The sequence below is a fragment of the Curtobacterium sp. MCLR17_034 genome (assembly GCF_003234485.1).
Taxonomy (GTDB): Bacteria; Actinomycetota; Actinomycetes; order Actinomycetales; family Microbacteriaceae; genus Curtobacterium; species Curtobacterium flaccumfaciens.
In genome coordinates, this window is record NZ_QKTH01000016.1 from 17,727 (window position 1) to 40,125 (window position 22,399).

A 22,399-nucleotide genomic window follows, 5' to 3' on the forward strand; every position below is an offset into this window, starting at 1 on the left:
GGGCGGGCACCGCCGCCGGGGTCTCCCCCGGCGGCGCTGTCACTCGTCCGGCGGCGGTGTCACTCGCCGAAGCCGGACCGGACCAGTTCCACGAGGGCGTCGACCGCTGCCTGCGCGTCCTGCCCGGTCGCGTCGATCGACACCGTCGCACCCTTCGGCAGCGCCAGGGCCATGATCGCCAGCAGGCTCTTCGCGTCCACGCCGTTGACGTGCACGCTCGCGTCGTACTTCGCCGCCGTCTTCACGAACTCCGCGGCGGGCCGGGCGTGCAGCCCGGTCTCGTTCACCAGCTCGACCGACGCGCTGACGCGGGCGGAGCCGGCCGCGTCGTCGACGGGGGCAGTCCCGTCGGCCGGCCCCGTGCCTCCAGGCTGGTCACCAGACGGACGGGAGGCGGTGCTCGCGTCCGCCTCGGAACCCGCGGCCGACGCTGCGGCGGCCAGGACCGCGTCGGCGTCGCCGCCCGTCTGGGCGGCGACCGCAGCGGCCACCGTTCCCTCGACCAACGGGGCCTGCGACACGTGGACGCGGGCACGGACGTCGTCGTCCAGGAAGTCGAGCGCGGTGTCGGTCGTCAGGTAGGCGGAGCCGAGGTCGCACAGGACCACGACGGCGTCCGCCTGGGCGAGTTCCTCGATGCCGGCGGTGATCGCCTCGAACGAGGTGCCGATGCCACCGTCGTCCGTGCCGCCCGCGGCGACGAGCGGCACGTCCGCAGCCATCTGCCGGGCCAGCTCGACCGTGCCCGTCGCGATCGCCGCGCTGTGCGAGACGACCAGGATGCCGACGGTCACGCTGCGTCCACCGCTGCGCGCAGGATGTACGCGGTCGACTGCGCACCGGGGTCGCGGTACCCGATCGCGCGGTCGCCGAGGTAGCTCGCGCGGCCCTTGTGGGCGACGAGCGGCTCGGTGTCCGCCGCACCCTGCGCGGCGGCGTCGGCCGCTGCGGTGAGCACGGCCTTCGGGTCCTCGCCGGCACCGGCGGCCGCTGCTGCGGCGTCGACCGCCGGGCTCCACGCGTCGACCATCGTCTTGTCGCCGACCGCTGCCTTGCCGCGGGACACGACACCGTCGCGGGCGGCGGTGAGGACGGCGACCAGGGTGTCCGCGTCGAGTTCGGCCGCGTCACCGGCCGCCTGCGCCGCCTTCAGGTAGGCGGTGCCGAAGAGCGGGCCGGCCGCCCCGCCCACGGTCGAGATGAGCTTCGTCGCGACGGTCTTGAGCACGGCACCCGGGGTGTCGAAGGACCCGGAGTCGACGGCCTCGAGCACGGCCCGGAACCCGCGGTCGAGGTTCTCGCCGTGGTCGCCGTCGCCGATCTCACGGTCGAGCGTGACGAGCTCGGCGCGGTGTTCGTCGATCGTCGCGGCGGTGCGACGGACCCAGTCGATGGCCCATGCGGTGTCGAGCGCCAATGCGGTTCCCTTCGTGTGTCGGGCCCGGTGGCCCGGTGTCGTGGTCCGGTGGTCGAGCGGCCGTGGTCGCTCGCGGTCGCAGTCGCAGTCGCTCTCGCGGTCGGTCAGCGTCCCCAGCGCAGGGCCGGGGTCTCCACCGGGGCGTCCCAGAGGGCCGTGAGTTCGTCGTCGAGCACCGTGACGGTGAGCGAGAACCCCTGCATCTCGAGGGACGTGACGTAGTCGCCGACCAAACTACGCGTGACCTGGTGGCCGCGGTCCGAGAGGACCTCGGCGGCGCGTCGGTAGGCGATGTAGAGCTCGGACAGCGGGGTGCCGCCCATGCCGTTCACCAGGAGCAGCAGCGACGAACCGGCCGGTGCGTCGAGGTCGGTCAGGATCGGTTCGAGCACGCGGTCGACCAGCTCGTCCGCCGGTGCCATCGCGATCCGCTCGCGGCCGGGCTCGCCGTGGATGCCGATGCCGAGCTCGACCTCGTCGTCGGCCAGCACGAACGACGGCTCCCCCGCGTGCGGGACGGTGCCCGACGCCAGCGCGAGCCCCATCGACCGCGTGACGTCGTTGACGTGCCGGGCCACGGCAGCGACCGCGTCCAGGTCGTCCCCGCGCTCGGCGGCGGCGCCGGCGCACTTCTCCACCACGACGGTCCCGGCGACACCGCGCCGGCCGGCGGTGAACAGGGAGTCCTGCACCGCGACGTCGTCGTCCACCACGACGGACTCGACGCGGACGTCGTCCATCGCCGCGAGCTCTGCCGCCGTCTCGAAGTTGAGCACGTCGCCGGTGTAGTTCTTCACGATGTGCAGCACGCCCGCTCCGCCGTCGACGGCCTTCGTCGCGGCGACGATCGGGTCGGGCGTCGGGCTCGTGAACACCGGGCCGGGCACCGCGGCGTCGAGCATGCCGTACCCGACGAAGCCGGCGTGCAGCGGTTCGTGCCCGCTGCCACCGCCGCTGACGATCCCGACCTTGCCGGCGACGGGTGCGTCAGCGCGGTGCAGGTGGATCGGGTCCTCGACCAGGACGACGTGTCCGGCGTGTGCCCGGGCGAAGCCCCGGACGGTCTCCTCGACCACGGCCTGCGGGTCGTTGATGAGCTTCTTCATGCGGTGCCTCCACGGGTACGGGGTCGAACCGTGGCGGTCACACCGCGCGTCGTCGACCGGAGTGGGCCCAATCTACATCGACGGCACGAGCGGCCGTCCGCTGTCGATGCACGTTCGTGCAGTACGTCGAGGACGCGCCACCGGCTCGGGATCGTGCAGGGGACACTCGTCCTGCACGTTCGTGCACGATGCCGCACTTCGCTCACGAATTCATCGCCCGGCCGTGAGCGTCGTCACTATGGTTGGCCTCAATCACTCAACGGGGAGTGCGGCGCAGCACGGCCGGACCCCCACCTCACGCACTGGAGGTCACCGATGGACGACATCGGCGTCAAGTTCCTGTCCGAGCTCGTCGGTACGGCGATGCTCATCATCCTGGGTGGCGGCGTCGTCGCCGCCGTGTCGCTGGCGAAGTCGAAGGGCTTCGGAGCCGGGTTCCTGATGGTCACGATCGGCTGGGGCTTCGCGGTCTTCGCCGGTGTCACCGTGTCCTACAAGTCCGGCGGACAGCTCAACCCCGCGGTCAGCCTCGCGCAGGCGATCCTCGGCAACATCACCGTCGGCGAGATGTTCCTGTTCTGGCTCGCCCAGCTGATCGGCGCGATCATCGGTGCGGTCATCGTCTGGCTCGCCTACAAGCAGCACTTCGACGAGGAGCCCGACGCGGCCGCCAAGCTCGGCGTCTTCTCGACCGGCCCCGCGATCCGGTCGTACGGCTGGAACCTCGTCACGGAGATCATCGGCACCTTCGTGCTGGTCTTCGTCGTCATCGCGTTCTCGAACGGTCAAACGCCGGCATCGCTCGGCGCGATCCCCGTCGCCTTCCTCGTGATCGCGATCGGTGTCAGCCTCGGTGGCCCCACCGGCTACGCCATCAACCCCGCCCGTGACCTCGGCCCCCGCATCGCGCACGCCTTCCTGCCCATCAAGGGCAAGGGCTCGAGCGACTGGGCCTACGCCTGGGTGCCGGTCGTCGGACCGCTGATCGGTGGCGCCCTCGCCGCCGGGCTGTCCTACGCCCTGCTGCCCATCGTCAGCTGACCCACCCCCACCCCGAAGGCGTGACCGGCCGTTCCACACGACCGAACACGCACCCGCACCGAACACACCCGTAAGGAGCACCAATGGCCGACTACATCGTCGCCATCGACCAGGGCACGACCTCGACCCGAGCAATCGTGTTCGACCACTCCGGTTCGATCATCTCGACCGGGCAGAAGGAACACGAGCAGATCTTCCCGCGTGCCGGGTGGGTCGAGCACGACCCCGCCGAGATCTGGGACAACACCCGCGAGGTGATCGGTCAGGCACTGTCGCGTGCCGACATCACGCGCCACGACGTCGCAGCCGTCGGCATCACCAACCAGCGCGAGACCGCCGTCGTCTGGGACAAGACCACCGGCAAGCCGATCTACAACGCGATCGTCTGGCAGGACACCCGCACGCAGGCGCTCGTCGACAAGCTCGCCGACGGCGACACCGACAAGTACAAGGCCATCGTCGGCCTGCCGCTCGCGACCTACTTCGCCGGCACCAAGATCATGTGGATCCTCGAGAACGTCGAGGGTGCGCGTGAGAAGGCCGAGGCGGGCGACCTGCTCTTCGGCACCACCGACACCTGGGTCCTCTGGAACCTGACCGGTGGCATCGACGGCGGCGTGCACAAGACCGACGTCACGAACGCGTCCCGCACGCTGTTCATGGACCTCGAGACGCTGCAGTGGCGCGACGACATCCTCGCCGACTTCGGCGTGCCGAAGTCGATGCTCCCCGAGATCGTCAGCTCCTCCGAGGTCTACGGCCACGTCGAGTCCTCGAGCCTGCTGCGCGAGGTCCCGATCGCCGGCATCCTCGGCGACCAGCAGGCCGCGACCTTCGGTCAGGCCGCGTTCGACCAGGGCGAGTCGAAGAACACCTACGGCACCGGCAACTTCCTGATCTTCAACACCGGTACCGAGATCGTCCGCTCCGAGAACGGCCTGCTCACCACCGTCGGCTACAAGCTCGGCGACCAGGAGACGCACTACGCCCTCGAGGGTTCGATCGCCGTCACGGGCTCGCTCATCCAGTGGCTCCGCGACAACCTCGGTCTGATCGGCAGTGCCCCGGAGGTCGAGGCGCTGGCCAAGACCGTCGAGGACAACGGCGGCGTGTACTTCGTGCCGGCGTTCTCCGGGCTCTTCGCGCCGTACTGGCGTCCGGACGCCCGCGGTGCGATCGTCGGCCTCACCCGCTTCGTCAACAAGGGCCACATCGCGCGTGCCGCCCTCGAGGCGACGGCCCTGCAGACCCGCGAGGTGCTCGACGCGGTCAACGCCGACTCCGGTGTGGACCTGACCGAGCTCAAGGTCGACGGCGGCATGACCGCCAACAGCGAGCTCATGCAGTTCCAGGCCGACATGCTCAACGTGCCGGTCGTCCGTCCGGTCGTCGCGGAGACGACGGCGCTCGGTGCGGCCTACGCCGCTGGTCTCGCGGTCGGCTTCTGGGCCAACCTCGACGAGCTCCGTGCCAACTGGCAGGAGGACAAGCGCTGGGAGCCGCAGCTCGACGCCGCCGAGCGCGAGCGCACGCTCCGCCTGTGGAAGAAGGCCGTCACGAAGACCTTCGACTGGGTCGACGAGGACGTGCAGTAACGAAGCACGCGCACGCTGACCGCGTGCACTGAACGCACCGACGGGAGGCCCGGTGCCGGTTCCAGGAACCGGCACCGGGCCTCCTGTGCGTTGCGTCTCCTGCGGGTGGGTCGCGGTCGGCCGGTCGGTTGGTGCGGTGGTCGGGCGGTTGCCGACACGGCACGGTGCGGGTTTGTTCACCGGGTGCAGCGCTGACCGCCTGGTGCGCGCCCGTGGCGCAGCACCGAGCCGTCAGGCTCGCACCGAGTGACGCACCGCGCACGGTGCGGCTCGCGCTGGGGTGGCACGGGATCGCGGACCGCGCACGGTGCGGACTGGAGGCGCGGGGCGGGCCCGCCACGGCCCTCCGGTCCGGCACGGGGTTGTCGACACGGCACGGTGCGGGTTTGTTCGCCGGGTGCAGCAGTGACTGCCGGGTGCGCGCTCGTGGCGCAGCACCGGGCTGTCAGGCTCGCACCGGGTGACGCACCGCGCACGGTGCGCGGGGTCGGCGTGGACTACGCGGCGGGAGCTGCGCCGACCCAATCAGCCAGTTTGCGCGCACCGGCGCCCGAGTCGACCGCCTCGGCGGCGACGACCAGCTGCTCGCGGAAGCGCTGCAGGATCGGCCGGTCGGACTCGTTCGGGTCCTGTGCCAGCCGGAACGAGACGAGGCCGGCCGCGGCGTTCAGCAGGACGATGTCGCGGACGGGTCCGGTCTCCCCCGCGAGAACCCGGTGGACGATGCCGGCGTTGTGCTCGGGGTCGCCGCCGAGCAGGTCCTCCGTGTGTGCCCGGGCGATGCCGAGGTCCCGCGGGTCGAGGTCGTGCTCGGTCACGCGGCCCCCGGTGACCTCCCAGATGTGGCTGTGCCCGGTGGTGGTCAGCTCGTCGAGTCCGTCGTCGCCGCGGAACACGAGGGCCGTCGCGCCGCGCGTCTGGAACACACCCGTGATGATCGGGACGAGGTCGAGCTGGGCGACCCCCACGGCGTTGGCCTCGCACCGTGCGGGGTTGACCAGCGGGCCGAGGAAGTTGAACACCGTCGGCACGCCGATCTCGCGCCGGACCGGGCCTGCGTGGGCGAAACCGGGGTGGAACGCGTTGGCGAAGGCGAAGGTCAGCCCGACACGCCGGAAGGTGTCCGCGACACGCGCGGCGTCCATCGTGAGATCGAGTCCGAGGGCGGCGAGCACGTCGCTCGACCCGGACTTCGACGAGCTTGCCTTGTTGCCGTGCTTGACGACGGGGACCCCGGCGGCGGCGATCACGATGGCCGCCATGGTCGAGATGTTCACGGTGCCGACCACGTCGCCGCCGGTGCCGACGATGTCGAGCGCCATCGGATCGACGTCGAGCGGAACAGCGGCGTCCAGGATCGCGTCGCGGAACCCGACGACCTCGTCGACGGTCTCGCCCTTCGCGCGGAGCGTCACGGCGAAGGCTGCGATCTGTGCCTGGGTGGCGCGCCCGTGCACGATCTCCTCCATGGCCCATGTGGATTGCCTGATCGTCAGGTCCTCGCGCGCCATGAGCGCGCTGATCACTGCTGGCCAAGAAAGTGCGTCAGGCATGGCTCGATCGTAGTGAATTCGAGAGACCCGCCAGTCTCCTGCGAAAACACTGTCGGGGGTTTCGGCCATAATGGAGGACGTGACTAGCACCTCTCTCTCCAGATCAGCCAGCGGTCCGGCCCTCAACAGGCCGAACGCCGTGGCCGTGGGGACGATCGTGTGGCTGGGCAGCGAGGTCATGTTCTTCGCCGGCCTGTTCGCGATCTACTTCACGCTCCGCAGCACGTCCCCTGAGCTCTGGGCGACCGAGACCGCGAAGCTCGAGGTGCCCTTCGCCTCCGTGAACACGATCATCCTGGTGCTGTCCAGCTTCGCCTGCCAGTTCGCCGTGTTCGCCGCGGAGCGCTTCCAGGTGCACCGGACGAGCTGGAACCCGCGCCACTGGGGCATGACGGAGTGGTTCTTCGTCACCTACGCGATGGGTGCGATCTTCGTCTGCGGCCAGATCTTCGAGTACGCCAACCTCTGGCACGAGGGCGTGACGCTCTCCTCCAGCGCATACGGCTCGGCGTTCTACATGACCACCGGGTTCCACGGGCTCCACGTGACCGGTGGCCTCATCGCCTTCCTGCTGACGCTCGGCCGCGGTTTCGCCGCCAAGAACTTCGGCCACAAGGAAGCGACCACCGCCATCGTCGTGTCGTACTACTGGCACTTCGTCGACGTCGTGTGGATCTTCCTCTTCGCCGTCATCTACCTTCTCAAGTAGGAACTGGACACCCCCCAGCACATGTTCAACAGAACCAAGTCCAAGAAGGGCCGCCGTTCACCGATGGCGACCGTGTCGCTCATCGTCGTGGGTCTCATGACCACCGGTGGCGCGTACGCACTGTTCAGCTCCACGGCGAACGCCGACGACAGCACGAACACCGTCGCCGCCTCGAGCCAGTCGCAGGTGAACGAGGGCGAGAAGCTCTTCGCCTCGAACTGCGCCACCTGCCACGGTCTCTCCGCGCAGGGCACGAGCGAGGGCCCGTCCCTGATCGGTGTCGGGGCCGCGTCGGTCGACTTCCAGGTCGGCACCGGCCGCATGCCGATGGCCGCTCAGGGCCCGCAGGCCGAAGAGAAGCCCGCGCAGTTCACGGACGAGCAGGTCGACGCACTCGCGCAGTACGTCGCCTCCCTCGGCCCCGGCCCGTCGGTCCCGTCCACCGAGCTCACCAACGGTGAGGACGGCGACGCCGCCGAAGGCGCCGAGCTGTTCCGCATCAACTGCGCCATGTGCCACAACGTGGCTGGCGCCGGCGGTGCGCTGACCGAGGGCAAGTACGCCCCGAACCTCGAGACGGTCTCCGGCAAGCACATCTACGAGGCCATGCTCACCGGCCCGCAGAACATGCCGGTCTTCAACGACCTGAACCTGACGCCGGAGCAGAAGGCCGACATCATCACGTACCTCAAGTACGTGCAGGACAACAAGTCCCCCGGTGGCTTCGCACTCGGCTCCCTGGGGCCGGTCGCCGAGGGTCTGTTCATCTGGATCTTCGGACTCGGCGCGGTCGTCGCGATGACTGTCTGGCTGACCGCGAAGTCCAACTGATCGTCCGTGTCGAACGACACTGAAGGGAACACCATGGCAGAGCACGACGACGAGACGCTGAACTCGTCCTCGGCTGTCGAGAAGCACGGCACGACCACCTCCCCCGGGATCGCGGTCCTCCCCGTCGACCCGTTCGAGAACCCGGGCGAGCCGCCGCACCGCCCGCGTCGCACCGACGTCGACCCGAAGAAGCAGCGTCTGGCCGAGCGCCAGGTCGCCGCGTACTTCTACCTGTCGATCGTCGGCAGCGTCCTGTCGATCGCGGCGTACGTCGCCTTCCCGATCGACCCGAGCGACTTCGGCACGGTCCGCACCGCGAACCTCTTCCTGGGCCTGTCGATCGCCCTCGCGCTCCTCGCCCTCGGCCTGGGCGCCGTCTACTGGTCGAAGTCCCTGGTCGTCGACCGTGAGATCACCGAGCTCCGCCACGGCACCCGCGGCACCGACGCGACTCGCGCCAAGGCGGTCGAGGCGTTCCAGCTCGCCGACAAGGAGTCCGGCTTCAGCCGTCGCAAGCTGATCCGCAACTCGATGATCGGTGCCCTGGCCGCGTTCCCGCTCCCCGGCATCGTCCTGGTCCGTGACCTCGCTCCCGCCGAGGACCCCAACGAGCTGCTCCGCCACACCTTCTGGAAGCAGGGCCTGCGCCTGACGAAGGACCCGACGGGTCTGCCGATCAAGGCCTCCGACGTCACCATCGGTTCGGTGTTCCACGTCATCCCCGAGGGCATGCTCGAGTCCGAGCACATGCTGGAGGAGAAGGCGAAGGCCTCCGTCCTCCTCATGCGCCTCGACCCGAAGGACCTCAACCCGTCCAAGGGCCACGAGAACTGGGGCTACGACGGCATCGTCGCGTACTCCAAGATCTGCACCCACGTCGGTTGCCCCGTCGCGCTCTACGAACAGCAGACGCACCACCTGCTGTGCCCGTGCCACCAGTCCACCTTCGATGTCTCGAACAACTGCGAGGTCATCTTCGGTCCGGCAGCACGCCCCCTCCCCCAACTTCCGATCGCGATCGACGACGACGGCTACCTGGTTGCCCAGAGCGACTTCCACGAGCCGGTCGGACCGTCCTTCTGGGAGCGTGAACGCTGATGACCAGCACCACCACCACCGCACCGAACACGTCGACGAACAAGCCGGCGCCGGAGCGCGGATCCCGCATCATCGGCGGGGTCGCCAACTACATCGACGAGCGCACCAGCATCTCGGGCCTCGTCAAGGAAGTCGGCCGCAAGATCTTCCCGGACCACTGGAGCTTCATGCTCGGCGAGGTGGCGCTGTACAGCTTCGTCGTCGTGCTGCTCTCCGGGACCTTCCTGACGTTCTTCTTCCAGGCGTCCATGACCGAGGTCGTCTACAACGGCTCGTACGTCCCGCTCAAGGGCGTGGCGATGTCGACGGCCCTGCAGTCCACGCTCGACATCTCGTTCGACATCCGCGGCGGGCTCTTCGTCCGCCAGGTGCACCACTGGGCGGCCCTGCTGTTCGTGGCGTCGATCATGCTGCACATGGCCCGCGTGTTCTTCACCGGTGCCTTCCGCAAGCCGCGTGAGCTCAACTGGGTCTTCGGCTTCCTGCTCTGGGTCCTCGCCATGGCCGAGGGCTTCACCGGCTACTCGCTCCCCGACGACCTGCTCTCCGGAAACGGTCTGCGGATCATCGTCGGCATGATCGAGGGTGTCCCGGTGATCGGCGTGTGGATCGCCTACCTGCTGTTCGGTGGCGAGTTCCCGGGGACCGACATCGTCGGCCGCCTGTACACGCTGCACATCCTGCTGCTGCCGGCGATCCTCGTCGCGGTGCTCGGTGTCCACCTCGTGCTCGTCGTGATCAACAAGCACACGCAGTTCGCCGGTCCGGGCAAGACCAACGAGAACGTCGTCGGTGTCCCGATCCTCCCGGCGTTCGCCGCGAAGGCCGGTGGGTTCTTCTTCATCGTCGCGGGCATCCTGGCCCTCATCGCGTCGCTGTTCACGATCAACCCGATCTGGAACTACGGCCCGTACGACCCCTCCCCGGTTTCCGCCGGTACCCAGCCCGACTGGTACATCGGCTTCGCCGACGGCGCGCTCCGACTGGTCCCGCCGCACTGGGAGGTCGTGTGGTTCGGCTACACGGTGTCGTTCAACATCCTGGCGCCGATCGCGGTCCTGGTGCTGCTCATCCTGGCGATCCTGCTCTACCCCTTCATCGAGGCGTGGGTCACGGGCGACAAGCGTGAGCACCACATCCTCGACCGCCCGCGCAACGCCCCGACGCGCACGGCGTTCGGTGCCGCTGGCATCACGCTCTACGCCAGCCTCTGGGCGGCGGCCTCGTCGGACATCATCGCGACGCACTTCCTGGTGTCGATCGAACACGTGATCCACGTGATCCAGGCAACAACGGTCCTCGGTCCGTTCATCGCCTTCTGGATCACGAAGCGTGTCTGCCTCGCCCTCCAGAAGAAGGACCGCGAGATCGTCCTGCACGGCTACGAGTCGGGCCGCATCGTCCGACTCCCCCACGGCGAGTACATCGAGGTGCACGAGCAGCTCGACGAGTACGAGCGCTGGAAGCTCCTGCAGTTCAACGAGTACAAGCCGCTGATGATCCGCCCGAACGCCAAGGGCAAGATCACGGGTCTGCAGAAGGTCCGCGCCGGCGTCTCCCGCTTCTTCTTCGAAGACCGCATCGAGCCGGTCTCGAAGGCAGAACTCGAGGCAGCACACGCCGCGCACCACGGCCCGAACCTCGAGGGTGGACACCAGGCTCCCCAGGTCGGCCCCGGCGATCACTGATCGGTAGCGCACGAAGCAACCCCCGTCACGAAGTGGCGGGGGTTTCTTCGTCCACACCGCGAAACGCCGCCCCCAGTTCACGGCTGGTTCACTCTCGCGTGCTGGACTCGTCCAGGACGGTGTGGCAACGTGTTGCACCACGCATCCGCCAACGGAATGAGACCCCGATGGACAGCCGGACGGCCGAACACCCCAGGCCGAACCACTTCCTCCTCCACCTCAGCGACACGCACCTCGTCTCCGGGGACCGCAACCTGTACGGCGCCGTCGACTCCGCCGCTCGGCTCACGCAGATCGTCGCGGACATCGAAGCCTCGGGCACGCGTCCCGAAGCGATCGTCGTCACCGGCGACGTAGCCGACAAGGGCGAGCCGGGAGCGTACGCCCGCGTCCGCGAGATCCTCGAACCGGCCGCGCAGCGCATCGGTGCACAGGTCATCTGGGCCATGGGCAACCACGACGAGCGCGGTGCCTTCCGCCAGGAGCTCTTCGGCCTGCAGCCCACCGACCGCCCGGTCGACTTCGTCTACGACGTCAACGGTCTCCGCGTGATCACCCTGGACACGAGCGTGCCGGGTCACCACCACGGTGAGGTCTCCCCCGAGCAGCTCGACTGGCTCGCCGAGGTCCTGTCCGAGGCCGCGCCGCACGGCACCATCCTCGCGATGCACCACCCGCCGGTGCCGAGTGTCCAGGACCTCACCGTCCTCGTCGAGCTCCGCGACCAGCAGGCCCTGGCCGAGGTCGTCGAGGGCAGTGACGTCCTCGCCATCATCGCCGGGCACCTGCACTACTCCACCAGTGCGGTGTTCGCCGGCATCCCGGTTTCCGTCGCCAGCGCCACCTGCTACACCCAGGACCTCACCGAGTTCCAGGGCGGCACCCGCGGACGAGACGGTGCGCAGTCGTTCAACCTCGTGCACGTCTACGGCCACAACGTCGTGCACTCGGTCGTGCCGATCGGGCACTACGCCACCGTCGGACAGCCCGTCTCCGCGCTCGAGACCGAGGCGAAGCTCGCGGCGCACGGCGTGACGATCCCCGCGGCCGTCGAGCCGGCACCGGTGACCTCGAGCATCCCGGTGTTCACGCTCGACTCGGTGCCTGTCTCCCCCATCCACCGGTAGCCCCGCGCACTTCGAGTGCAGAAGAGGTCGGGTCCGCCATGCGGACCCGACCTCTTCTGCTCACCAAGCGTGGGCGCGTGCGGTCACGACTCCCCGTCAGTGCGCGGCGAGTGGTCACGTTCCGTCGGCTGGCGGCTCGGCAATCAACAGTTTGTGACCGCTCGGCGGGCAGTCAACGGGGTGTCTTGACCGCGCGGCGTCGTGTACGTCCCGACGGCACGCCCGACGGTCGGGAGGCCCGTGGCGGGGTCGACTTGCGCCTCCCGGCCCGCGGGGTGGTCGCGACTCACCGCGGGTGCTGTGTCGCGTGGTCATGTTCCGTCGGCTGTGGGCGGCGCAGGCGACGGGCTGTGACCGGTCGGCGTGGGGGTGGCGGGGTGTCGTGACCGGTGGAGCGTGTGGGTGCGCCGGAACCACGTGGCTGGGTTCCGGCACCGGGCTCGCAGGCTCGCCCGGAGCGCCCCAGCAGGCCGCTGGCGCGTCCTGAGCGCTGGGACGCTCCCAGCAGGCCGCTGGCGCGTCCTGAGCGCTGGGACGCTCCCAGCAGGCCGCTGGCGCGTCCTAAGCGCTGGGGCGCTCCCAGCAGGCCGCTGGCGCGTCCTAAGCGCTGGGACGCTCCCACGGCGCGGGGAACGGGAAGTAGCGCTCCAGGAAGCCCGTGACGCGCTGCGTGCGCTCTTCGTCGCTGACCTCGGGGAAGCTGCCGTCGTTGAGGCAGAAGAAGTCCACGTTCCGCTTCTTCAGCAGCTCGTCGAGGGCCTTGAGTCCGGAGACCATGGTCGTGTCGATGTACCCGACGGCCGCGTTCTCCTGGATGATCGCCCGACCGGTGAGCAGCGAGTAGTAGTGGTACAGCGAGTTCGTCACCGAGATGTTGTCGGCGGCGCGGAAGCGTGAGGCCGCAGTGGCCGCGAACTCGTCGGCGAACTCGTGCTCCATCTCGGTCATGATCGAGGCGCGCAGGGGCGTCGGCGCGTGCTCGAGGTGCCGGGTCGTCACCGCACCGAAGCGCTGCTGCAGCAGGCGACGGTTCACGCGGGCGGAGTTCTCGAAACCGCTGCGTGCCGGGTTGTTGGAGCCGAGGCCGATCCGGGTCGACGCGAGGATGAACTTCGTGACCGATCCCGGGCTGTAGAACACCGAGGGGTCGACGAGGCGTCCGAAGAACATGTCGTCGTTCGAGTAGATGAAGTGCTCGCTGATGCCCGGGATGTGGTGCAGCTGCGACTCGACGGCCTGCGAGTTGTGCGTCGGCAGCACGGAGGGGTCGGCGAAGAACTCCTCGCTGCGGACGATGCGGACCTTCGGGTGCTCGGCGAGCCAGTGCGGCGCCGGGGAGTCCGTCGCGATGTAGATCTGGCGGATCCACGGCGCGAAGGTGTGCACCGAGCGGAGCGCGTACTTCAGCTCGTCGATCTGGCGGAAGCGGGCCGGGGCGTCGTCGCCCTCGCCCAGGACCGCGTTCGACTGTGCGGCCTGGCGGGCGCGCTGGTACTCGATCGCGTTGCCGTCGACCCACGAGAAGACGATGTCGATCGGGAACCGGATGTCCGACACATGATCGTCGAACATGTGCTCGACGGTGCGCCAGGTGCGGCCGTAGCGCTCGATGTCGACGAGGACGAACTCGTCGATCGGCAGACTGCGACGCATCAGGGCGTTCTCGACAGGTGCGAGGACCTCGATGTCGGTGACGCGCCAGAACTCGAGCTGGACGCTCGTCTCGGCGCCGTAGCGCAGGCGTCCGAGCGGCTCGAGCCGCGGGCGGAACACGCGGAGCACGGGTTCCTCGACGGAGCCGAGTCCGTCGTCCTGCACGAGCACGGCCGGCTTGCCCGGGGGCTTCGCGTAGAAGGGCTCGTTGACGGCTGCGGACATCACGGCGCTCTCGGCGCGCTGGCGGTCACGCTCGTCGAGGGCGATCACCGGGCGCTGGTCGTTGCCGCGGATGAGCAGGTGGTCGACGTCAGCCGCGGTGAGTGCGTCGTCGAGGAACAGCAGGTCCTCGATCATCGACTGCTGCGGCGTGAGGTGTCCGTTGATCAGGGTCAGTCGCCCCTTGCGGACGACGACGTCGGACCGGTCGAGACCGCCGGAGGACGGTCGAGGGTTCAGCAGAGGACTCTCGGTCACCGGCTCGGTCTCGTCGTTCATCCATGCCCTTCGGGTGTGCGGTCGGGTCCTGTACCCGACCTGCCGATCCTACCGTCCGTCCGACTCGCGGGGCACCTTGACCACGATGCCCACCACGATGAACAGCGCGGCGGCCACCAGCTGCAGTGCCGCCCACACCTGTCCGGGGATCGGCACCGTGACGAGCGGGTTCCAGCAGACGGCGACGGCGGCCATGAGCAGGGCGGCCCACCAGACCTTCCCGCGCACGCTGAAGACGAGCACGATCAACGCGAGCACCGTGACGCCCCAGCGGGCGAAGACGAAGCCCGACGAGTCGACGATGGCGACACAGGCCAGCAGCACGATCGCCGCGATCATCGACGGCGCCAATGCGGGCCGGGTGAAGGGCGGGGTGGTGCGGGCACCGCTGGCCGGTGCGGCGGCTGCGGGTCGCGGGGGCCCTGCGGGTCGAGGGGACCCTGCGGGCACGCCGTGCTGGGACGACCCCACCGGGGGCCGCCCCTTGCGTGCGGCCATCAGTCCGCGGAGCCGTCGAGGTCGATCGCCTGGATCGACCGCGACATCGGCGGCAGGTCGCGGACGCGCTCGAGCGCCGGCACCAGCTCGCCGACCAGCGCGCGGTAGCCGTCTTCGGTCAGGTGCAGGCCGTCCTCGGTGAAGCGGGCGTCCAGGTGGTCGCCGTCGGCCAGGGCGGGCCAGGCGTCGAGGTACTGCGCGTGGCACGTGGCGACGAACTGGCGGAGGTGCCGGTTGGCCTGCTCGATCTTCGTGGCGTACTCGGCCTGCCGGGGCAGGATCGACACGAGCAGCAGGCGCACGCCCGGCAGCTCGCGGCGGAGCGTGACCAGGATGGTCTCGACGTTGCGGACCACGTGCTCGGCGCTGGCGCGGTGGTTGCCGAAGTCGTTCGTGCCGATGAGCAGCACGATCACCTCGGGCTGTTCGGCGACGACGGCGTCGAGGCGCGTCAGCACGCCGTCGGTCGTGTCGCCACCGATGCCCTGGTTCAGCGTGTGCTCGTCGGGGAGCCAGGTGTCCCAGTCGCCCTGTTCGGTGATGCTGTCCCCCAGGAAGAGGACGGGGCTGCGGTCGTCGGTCATGCTGCCTCCTCGTGCGCCGGCTCGGGGGTCCCGGTCTGCTGCGTCCGGTTGCGCTGCGTGGACCCGGTGTGGTCGGACTCCCGCTCGGCGGCGGCGGTGATGCGCTCGACCATACCGGGGAAGATGATGCCGTGGAACGGCAGGATGCCGTACCAGTACAGCCGCCCGGCCAGCCCCTGCGGGAAGTAGATGGCCCGCTGGTGGTAGTCGCTGCCGCCGTCGGGGTTCGGTGTGACGGTCATCTCGAGCCAGGCACGACCGGGCGACTTGAACTCGGCTCGGAGTCGCAGGTACCGGCCGCGCTCGAGTCGTTCGACGCGCCACCAGTCGAGCGCGTCGCCCTGCTCCAGGCGCTGCTGGTCACGCCGGCCGCGGTTCAGGCCGACGCCGCCGGCGATCTTGTCCATCCAGCCGCGGGCGACCCAGGCGAGGGGGAACGAGTACCAGCCGTTGTCGCCGCCGATCGACTCGACGACACGCCAGACGTCCTCGGCGGAGGCACTGGAGTGCCGCTTCCGGTCGTCGACGTAGACCGTGTGCCCGGCCCAGTCGGGGTCGTTCGGCATCGGGTCGGCCGAGGCGCTCGAGAGCGTCGCGCTGCGCCAGCTCGTCTGCACCTGACCGCTGCGCATCTTGTTCAGCGCGAGGCGGACGGCCCGACGGTACGAGGTGAGCCCGCCCTCGGGCTGCGGCACGACGTCGTCGATGTCGTGCTCGCGCTGCACGCACTCGAACTGCAGCGACTCGATGATCGGCGTCGCGAGCTTGCGCGGGATCGGGGTGACGGCGTTGAACCAGTGCGCGGCGAGGCGCGGGGTGAGCACCGGCAGGACCGTGATCGGGCGCTGGGGCAGCTTCGCCTCGACCGCGTAGCCGTTCAGCATCTGGCCGTACCGCAGGACGTCGGGGCCGCCGATGTCGAAGGTGCGGTTGACGTCGGCGGGGACGTCGAGCGCGGCCACCAGGTAGTACAGGACGTCGCGGACCGCGATCGGCTGGATGTGGTTGCGGACCCAGCGCGGCGCGGGCATCCACGGCAGGACGTCGGTCAGGTGCCGGATCATCTCGAACGAGGTGCTGCCCGAGCCGATCACGACCCCGGCCTGGTACGCCACCGTCGGCACGCCCGAGCCGAGGAGGATCTCCCCCACCTCCTTGCGGCTGCGGAGGTGCTTGGACAGCTCGCCGTCGGGGTGCAGCCCGCCCAGGTAGACGAACCGGCTGACGCCGGCCGCCTTCGCCTCGCGCGCCATGGTCTCGGCGGCCTCGCGCTCGGCCGACTCGAAGTCGCCGTCGGCCCCCATCGCGTGGGCCAGGTAGTAGACCGCCTCGATCCCGTCGACGGCGGCGCGCACCGCCTCGGCGTCCTGGAGATCGCCCTCTGCGACGTCGACCTCACTGCTCCACGGGACGTCCTGGAGCTTCCGGGGGTTGCGCACGAACACCCGGACGGAGTGGCCGGCTTCGAGGAGACGAGGGACGAGACGACCACCGATGTACCCGGTGGCGCCGGTGACGAGGACCTGCATGCCCTGCACGCTACGCGGCACGCCTGACGGGTAGGCTTGCCGGGTGGACAACGCAGCCTTCCCCGTCACCGTCGATGCCGTCCGCGGCCTCATCGACCACGCGATCCTGAAGCCCGAACTCACCCGCGCGGACGTCGACGCCCAGCTCGACGAAGCCGCCGCCCACCGCGTCTTCAGCGTCTGCGTCCGTCCGAGCGACGTCGCCCACGCCGTCGAGCGCCTCACGGGCACCGGCGTCGGCGTCGGCACCGTGATCGGCTTCCCGCACGGCACCACGTCCACCGCGGCGAAGGTCGCCGAGTCGCTGCAGGCGCTGGCCGACGGCGCGTTCGAGCTCGACATGGTGCAGAACATCGGCGCCGCGAAGTCGGGCGACTGGCAGCGCGTCGAGCAGGACGTCCGCGCGGTCGTCGACGCCGCCGGCGACACCGTCGTCAAGGTGATCCTCGAGACCGCGTTCCTGACCGACGACGAGATCGTCGCGGCCTCGCGTGCGGCACAGACCGCCGGCGCCGCCTTCGTGAAGACCTCGACCGGGTTCGCCGGCGGTGGCGCGACGGCCGAGCACATCGCCCTGATGCGCCGCACGGTCGGTGCCGACACCGGCGTGAAGGCCTCCGGCGGCGTCCGCGGGCTCGACACCCTGCTCGAGATGGTCGAGGCGGGCGCGAACCGCATCGGCACGAGCGCCTCGGCCCGCATCCTCGACGAGGTCGCGCACCGCGCCGAGACGGGCGCCGCGTCGGCGCTCGGCGACGACACGACGTCCTACTGAGCCCACGGGGCTGAGCCGACCCGGCTGAGCCCACCGGGCTGAGCCCACGCACCCAGCACGACCCACCACGACCAGGCCGGAGCCCACCGGACGCGACGACGCGTCGGCGACCCGCACCGTGCCTCCAGACCGCCGCATCGGAGCGCGCATGTCCAGCACCGCACCCCAGTCCCCCGCCCTCGCTCTCGCCGTCGACCTCGGCGGCACGAAGGTCGAGGCCGCGCTCGTCACCGACCAGGGCGTCGTGCTGCCGGCGACCCGGTTCCGCAGCCCCACCGGGCCGCAGCGCACCTCGGACGAGCTACAGGCCGCCGTCGACGAGGTCGTCACGGCCGCGCTCGGCGCGCTGCCCGCCGACGCGACGCTCGTCGGCGTCGGCGTCGGTTCCGCCGGCCCGGTCGACGAGGAGCACGGCCTCGTCTCCCCGCTCAACATGCCGGTCTGGCGTGGCCACCCGCTGCGCGACCGGATCGCGGCGCTCGTGCCGGACGACGTCCCGGTGACGCTCCGCATGGACGGCCTGGCGATCACCCTCGCCGAGCACTGGGTCGGCGCGGCCCAGGGCTCCGAGCACGTCATGGGCATGATCGTCTCCACCGGCGTCGGCGGCGGGCTCATCCTGCACGGTCGCACCGTCAGCGGACCGACGGGCAACGCCGGCCACATCGGCCACGTCGAGTGCGGCGGCTACGACGACCCCTGCGCCTGCGGCGGCACCGGTTGCCTCGAGGCGATCGCCAGCGGCCCGAAGACCGTCGCCTGGGCACGTCGTCAGGGCTTCGCGGGCACGACCGGTGAGGAGCTCTCGGCCGCCTACGCCGCGGGCGACGAGATCGCCGTCGCCGCGGTCCAGCGGAGCGGCCGTGCCCTCGGGCAGGCCATCGCCGCCGCCACGAGCCTGGTCGACCTCGAGATCGTCGCCATCGGTGGCGGGTTCTCGCACGTCACCCCGGACCTGTTCGAGTACGCCCGGCAGGCCGTGGCGGAGCGTGTCGAGTTCGGGTTCGTCACGAAGGTGCAGATCGTGCCGACCGGGTTGTCCCAGGACGGTCCGCTCATCGGTGCCGCGGCGCTCGTGCACCGCGCCGACGTCCTGCGCTGAACGCGCGCGTCCCGTCCGTCCGGGCCCGATCCGGCGCGCGGGCGCGGGTGGTCGCGTCGTCGACGTGGCCCACGCCGTGGACGTGACCGGCGACGGCCTGGAGGCGCGGTGCGGGCCCGCCACGGGCCTCCCGGCCGGTGGGTGGCTTGTCCACAGGCCTGTCGGTCGCGTGCGCAGGTCGGGCAGGATGTGCGGGTGCCCCGCCCGCGACTGCTGACCAGTGACGACTGGCCGGAACCCGAGTTGCGTGCGGCGGTCCTGGCCGGCGAGCTGGTCGCCGTCGGTCCCTGCTGGGCCTCCCCCGCTGAGCCGCAGACGCCGTCGTTGCGCGCCGCCGCTGCCGCCTGGGTCCTGCGGGACGCGCGCCTGATCGCTTGCACGCTGACCGCCGCGTGGATCTGGGGTGCGGTGTCCCGGCCGCCGGCGCCGCTCGAGGCCTGCATCCCGCCCCAGGTCCGTGTCCACGTCGGGCCGGACGTGCGCCTGCGAGAGGTCCGGATCGACGTCGACGACACCGTCGAGCGCTCGCGGCTGCGGGTCACACTGCCGGCGCGGACCGCGGTCGACCTGCTCCGGACGCCGGGGCCGACGGCCGGTGCGTTCGGGGAGGCCGAGGCGACGGCCGTGCACGGGCTGCTCGCGATCGGGGTGGTCACGGCTGCCGAGCTGCAGGCGCGCCTGAGGTCCCTCGGGACGATCCCCATGGTGCGGCAGGCCGAGCGGCGGTTGCGGGGGCTGCAGGGCGCGGCTGGGGGTGCTGTGCGGTAGGGCGTCGCGCGCGCGGGGTGAGGGTGCAGGTGGTCACAACACCCCGCTCACGTCCGCCGAGTGGTCACGAAGCGTCGGTTGGCAGGGCCGCAGTCGACGGTTCGTGACCGGTCAACGGTGCCCACGCGACGAGTCGTGACCGGTCGACGGGCTGGAGACACGGGAGGCGCGGGGCGGGGCTGCCACGGGCCTCCCGGCGCGGCGCGTGCGGGCGGTCAGGACATCCCGCTGACATCCGTCGAGTGGTCGCGGACTGTCGGTTGGCGCGGCTGCAGCCGACAGTTCGTGACCGGTCGGCGGACGGGCCGCGCGGGGCGCTGCCGTCCTAGCCGGCGCTGACGCGGTAGACGTCGTAGACGGCGTCGATGCGTCGCACCGCGTTGAGTACACGGTCGAGGTGGATGGTGTCGCCCATCTCGAACACGAACCGGCTCAGCGCGAGACGGTCGGACGAGGTCGACACCGTCGCGGACAGGATGTTCACGTGGTGGTCGGTCAGCACCCGGGTGACGTCGCTGAGCAGGCCCGACCGATCGAGCGCCTCGATCTGGATCTGCACCAGGAACACCGACTTCGACGACGGGGCCCACTCGACCTCGATCATCCGGTCGGGTTCGTTCATGAGCGACTTCACGTTGGTGCACGACGACTGGTGCACCGAGACGCCCTGGCCTCGGGTGATGAAGCCCACGATCTGGTCGCCCGGCACCGGCGTGCAGCACTTCGCGAGCTTCACGAGGATGTCGGGCGCACCGCGGACCAGCACGCCGCTGTCGCTCGTGCGCAGCTGCCGACTGGTGACCTGGCGCGGGAACGCGAGTTCGGGTTCGTCGGTCTCGGTCTCGGTCTGGACATTGCCGAGGACCTTCTCGATCACCGACTGCGTCGAGACGTGGCCCTCGCCGATGGCGGCGTACAGGGCGGAGACGTCCTCGTACCGCATCGACGAGGCGACCTCGGCGATGCTGTCCTGGCTCATGATGCGCTGGAGCGGCAGGTTCTGCTTGCGCATCGCCCGGGCGATGGCGTCGCGACCCTGCTCGATCGCCTCTTCGCGGCGCTCCTTGGTGAACCACTGCTTGATCTTGTTGCGCGCGCGGGGGCTGCGGACGAACTGCAACCAGTCCTGCGAGGGGCCGGAATCGGGGTTCTTCGACGTGAAGATCTCGACGACGTCGCCGCTGGACAACTGGCTTTCGAGCGGGACCAGGCGGCCGTTGACCTTCGCACCCATCGTGCGGTGGCCGATCTCGGTGTGCACGGCGTAGGCGAAGTCGACCGGGGTGGCTCCGGCGGGGAGCCCGATGACCTTGCCCTGCGGCGTGAAGACGTAGGTTTCCTTCGCGCCGATCTCATAGCGCAGGGAATCGAGGAACTCGCCCGGATCGCTGGTCTCGGCCTGCCAGTCGGTGATGTGGGCGAGCCACGCCATGTCCTGGTCGTCCGTGGTCGACGAGGTACCGGCGTCACGGCCGGCAGCACGCTGCTTGTACTTCCAGTGGGCGGCGACACCGAACTCGGCGCGCTGGTGCATCTCGTGCGTGCGGATCTGGATCTCGACCGCACGACCCTGCGGTCCGAGCACCGTGGTGTGCAGCGACTGGTACAGGTTGAACTTGGGGGTCGCGATGTAGTCCTTGAAGCGACCGGGCAGCGGGGTCCAGCGGGCGTGCACCGAGCCGAGCATGGCGTAGCAGTCGCGCACGGTCGGCACGAGCACGCGGATGCCGACGAGGTCGTAGATCTCGTCGAACTCGCGACCCCGCACGATCATCTTCTGGTAGATCGAGTAGTACTGCTTCGGCCGGCCCATGACGTCGCCGCGGACCTTGGCGGCCTTCAGGTCCTTCTTCAGGGTCCCGATGACGTTCTGGACGAACTGCTCGCGCTTCGGCTGGCGTTCCTTGACCAGGCTGTCGATCTCGACGTAGAGCTTCGGGTGCAGGACCGCGAACGACAGGTCCTCGAGCTCGAGCTTGATCATCTGGATGCCGAGCCGGTGCGCGAGCGGCGCGTAGATCTCGAGCGTCTCCTTCGCCTTGCGCGTGGCAGAGGTCGACTCGACGAAGCCCCACGTGCGGGCGTTGTGCAGGCGGTCGGCGAGCTTGATGACGAGGACGCGGATGTCCTTCGACATCGCGATGACCATCTTGCGAACGGTCTCGGCCTGGGCACTGTCGCCGTACTTGACCTTGTCGAGCTTCGTGACGCCGTCGACGAGCATCGCGATCTCGTCGCCGAAGTCGGCCCGCAGCTGGTCGAGCTGGTAGTCGGTGTCCTCCACCGTGTCGTGCAGGAGCGCAGCCGCGATGGTGATCGTGCCGATGCCGAGGTCGGCCAGGATCTGCGCGACCGCGACGGGGTGCGTGATGTACGGCTCACCGGACTTGCGCTTCTGCCCGTCGTGCGCGCGCTCGGCGACCGAGTAGGCCCGCTCGATGAGCGTCACGTCGGCCTTGGGGTGGTGCGAGCGGACCGTGCGGATCAGTGTGTCCACGGCGCCGGCCGGTTGGGCGCGCGAGAACAGGCGCGGCAGCAGGGAGCGGAGGGAACCGAGGTTGCCGGTGGTGTTCGGACCGATCGGGCTCGAGGGGCCCGGGGCGGAACCCGGGCGGCTCGGCGCGGACGGCTCTTCGCGGGTGTCCGTCATGATGCGCCTCCTCTGGCCAACCTGCTCGATCCACCAAGCCTACGCGTGTCGTAGAGCGCTCCGTGACTGGGTTCGCCCTGAGCGCGAAGCTGGGGTGTGGTGCGCTCGATGAGGGGGTCGGCCACCCTGAAGGGTTCTACAGTCCGGCATGCAAGTCGTTCGATACATGTTGAC

The 22,399-nt window shown here is 70.0% G+C and carries 19 protein-coding genes; 10 read left to right on the plus strand and 9 right to left on the minus strand.

Translation table 11 applies throughout. From position 1 onward, the window contains the following. Positions 1-59: 59 nt before the first annotated feature. From dhaM to dhaK, 3 genes are all read right to left on the minus strand, one after another. Positions 60-794 carry a dihydroxyacetone kinase phosphoryl donor subunit DhaM gene (gene dhaM, locus DEI98_RS14430; protein WP_111101118.1) on the minus strand — a complete coding sequence of 245 codons (735 nt, stop codon included), beginning with the start codon at positions 792-794 and terminating at the stop codon, positions 60-62. Beyond that, on the minus strand, positions 791-1,417 hold the full coding sequence (gene dhaL / locus DEI98_RS14435; protein ID WP_110863732.1) for a dihydroxyacetone kinase subunit DhaL: 627 nt from the start codon (positions 1,415-1,417) through the stop codon (positions 791-793). The genes dhaM and dhaL overlap by 4 nt, the downstream gene beginning before the upstream one ends. A gap of 104 nt (positions 1,418-1,521) precedes the next feature. After that, on the minus strand, positions 1,522-2,523 hold the full coding sequence (gene dhaK / locus DEI98_RS14440; protein WP_071403831.1) for a dihydroxyacetone kinase subunit DhaK: 1,002 nt from the start codon (positions 2,521-2,523) through the stop codon (positions 1,522-1,524). 315 nt (positions 2,524-2,838) lie between these two features. On the opposite strand from dhaK, the gene DEI98_RS14445 reads away from it, so the two are divergent. Both DEI98_RS14445 and glpK read left to right on the plus strand, forming a co-directional pair. Continuing rightward, entirely contained in the window at positions 2,839-3,564 is a 726-nt protein-coding gene (locus tag DEI98_RS14445; RefSeq protein WP_111039345.1) for an MIP/aquaporin family protein, read from the plus strand. 83 nt (positions 3,565-3,647) lie between these two features. Then, positions 3,648-5,159: a glycerol kinase GlpK gene (gene glpK / locus DEI98_RS14450; protein WP_071403832.1), complete on the plus strand. Its 1,512-nt coding sequence runs from the start codon at positions 3,648-3,650 to the stop codon at positions 5,157-5,159. A gap of 497 nt (positions 5,160-5,656) precedes the next feature. On the opposite strand, the gene trpD is transcribed toward glpK, so the two are convergent. Continuing rightward, entirely contained in the window at positions 5,657-6,712 is a 1,056-nt protein-coding gene (trpD, locus tag DEI98_RS14455; protein WP_111101119.1) for an anthranilate phosphoribosyltransferase, read from the minus strand. Between the two features lie 70 nt (positions 6,713-6,782). Between trpD and DEI98_RS14460 the strand changes: the two genes are divergently transcribed. From DEI98_RS14460 to DEI98_RS14480, 5 genes are all read left to right on the plus strand, one after another. After that, a complete protein-coding gene (locus tag DEI98_RS14460) occupies positions 6,783-7,421 on the plus strand; it encodes a heme-copper oxidase subunit III (protein WP_027465617.1) in 639 nt (212 codons plus the stop codon). A 21-nt stretch (positions 7,422-7,442) separates the two neighbouring features. Beyond that, on the plus strand, positions 7,443-8,252 hold the full coding sequence (locus tag DEI98_RS14465) for a cytochrome c (RefSeq protein ID WP_071403834.1): 810 nt from the start codon (positions 7,443-7,445) through the stop codon (positions 8,250-8,252). A 33-nt stretch (positions 8,253-8,285) separates the two neighbouring features. Then, positions 8,286-9,350, plus strand: a complete 1,065-nt coding sequence (locus DEI98_RS14470; RefSeq protein WP_027465615.1) for a ubiquinol-cytochrome c reductase iron-sulfur subunit — start codon at positions 8,286-8,288, stop codon at positions 9,348-9,350. Next, complete coding sequence (locus DEI98_RS14475) at positions 9,350-11,038, plus strand: ubiquinol-cytochrome c reductase cytochrome b subunit (RefSeq protein WP_071403835.1); 1,689 nt, start codon at positions 9,350-9,352, stop codon at positions 11,036-11,038. The genes DEI98_RS14470 and DEI98_RS14475 overlap by 1 nt, the downstream gene beginning before the upstream one ends. Positions 11,039-11,205: 167 nt before the next feature. Further along, the gene (locus tag DEI98_RS14480) at positions 11,206-12,165 is read left to right on the plus strand and encodes a phosphodiesterase (protein ID WP_071403836.1); all 960 of its coding nucleotides are present in this window, start codon (positions 11,206-11,208) and stop codon (positions 12,163-12,165) included. Between the two features lie 600 nt (positions 12,166-12,765). Here DEI98_RS14480 and DEI98_RS14485 read toward each other — a convergent pair. The 4 genes from DEI98_RS14485 to DEI98_RS14500 form a co-directional block, all read right to left on the minus strand. After that, on the minus strand, positions 12,766-14,319 hold the full coding sequence (locus tag DEI98_RS14485) for a stealth conserved region 3 domain-containing protein (RefSeq protein WP_071403837.1): 1,554 nt from the start codon (positions 14,317-14,319) through the stop codon (positions 12,766-12,768). 48 nt (positions 14,320-14,367) lie between these two features. Continuing rightward, on the minus strand, positions 14,368-14,658 hold the full coding sequence (locus DEI98_RS18940; RefSeq protein WP_051596789.1) for a DUF6804 family protein: 291 nt from the start codon (positions 14,656-14,658) through the stop codon (positions 14,368-14,370). A 158-nt stretch (positions 14,659-14,816) separates the two neighbouring features. Further along, complete coding sequence (locus tag DEI98_RS14495; protein WP_071403838.1) at positions 14,817-15,401, minus strand: GDSL-type esterase/lipase family protein; 585 nt, start codon at positions 15,399-15,401, stop codon at positions 14,817-14,819. Further along, positions 15,398-16,930: an SDR family oxidoreductase gene (locus DEI98_RS14500; RefSeq protein ID WP_228513656.1), complete on the minus strand. Its 1,533-nt coding sequence runs from the start codon at positions 16,928-16,930 to the stop codon at positions 15,398-15,400. Before DEI98_RS14500 ends, DEI98_RS14495 begins: the two co-directional genes overlap by 4 nt. Before the next feature lie 43 nt (positions 16,931-16,973). On the opposite strand from DEI98_RS14500, the gene deoC reads away from it, so the two are divergent. The 3 genes from deoC (at position 16,974) to DEI98_RS14515 (ending at position 19,575) form a co-directional block, all read left to right on the plus strand. Then, complete coding sequence (gene deoC / locus DEI98_RS14505; protein WP_083404120.1) at positions 16,974-17,705, plus strand: deoxyribose-phosphate aldolase; 732 nt, start codon at positions 16,974-16,976, stop codon at positions 17,703-17,705. Between the two features lie 148 nt (positions 17,706-17,853). Next, positions 17,854-18,807: an ROK family protein gene (locus tag DEI98_RS14510; protein WP_111101120.1), complete on the plus strand. Its 954-nt coding sequence runs from the start codon at positions 17,854-17,856 to the stop codon at positions 18,805-18,807. 195 nt (positions 18,808-19,002) lie between these two features. After that, positions 19,003-19,575: a type IV toxin-antitoxin system AbiEi family antitoxin gene (locus tag DEI98_RS14515; RefSeq protein ID WP_181438051.1), complete on the plus strand. Its 573-nt coding sequence runs from the start codon at positions 19,003-19,005 to the stop codon at positions 19,573-19,575. Between the two features lie 325 nt (positions 19,576-19,900). On the opposite strand, the gene DEI98_RS14520 is transcribed toward DEI98_RS14515, so the two are convergent. Continuing rightward, entirely contained in the window at positions 19,901-22,225 is a 2,325-nt protein-coding gene (locus DEI98_RS14520; protein ID WP_258370880.1) for a bifunctional (p)ppGpp synthetase/guanosine-3',5'-bis(diphosphate) 3'-pyrophosphohydrolase, read from the minus strand. Positions 22,226-22,399 lie beyond the last annotated feature (174 nt).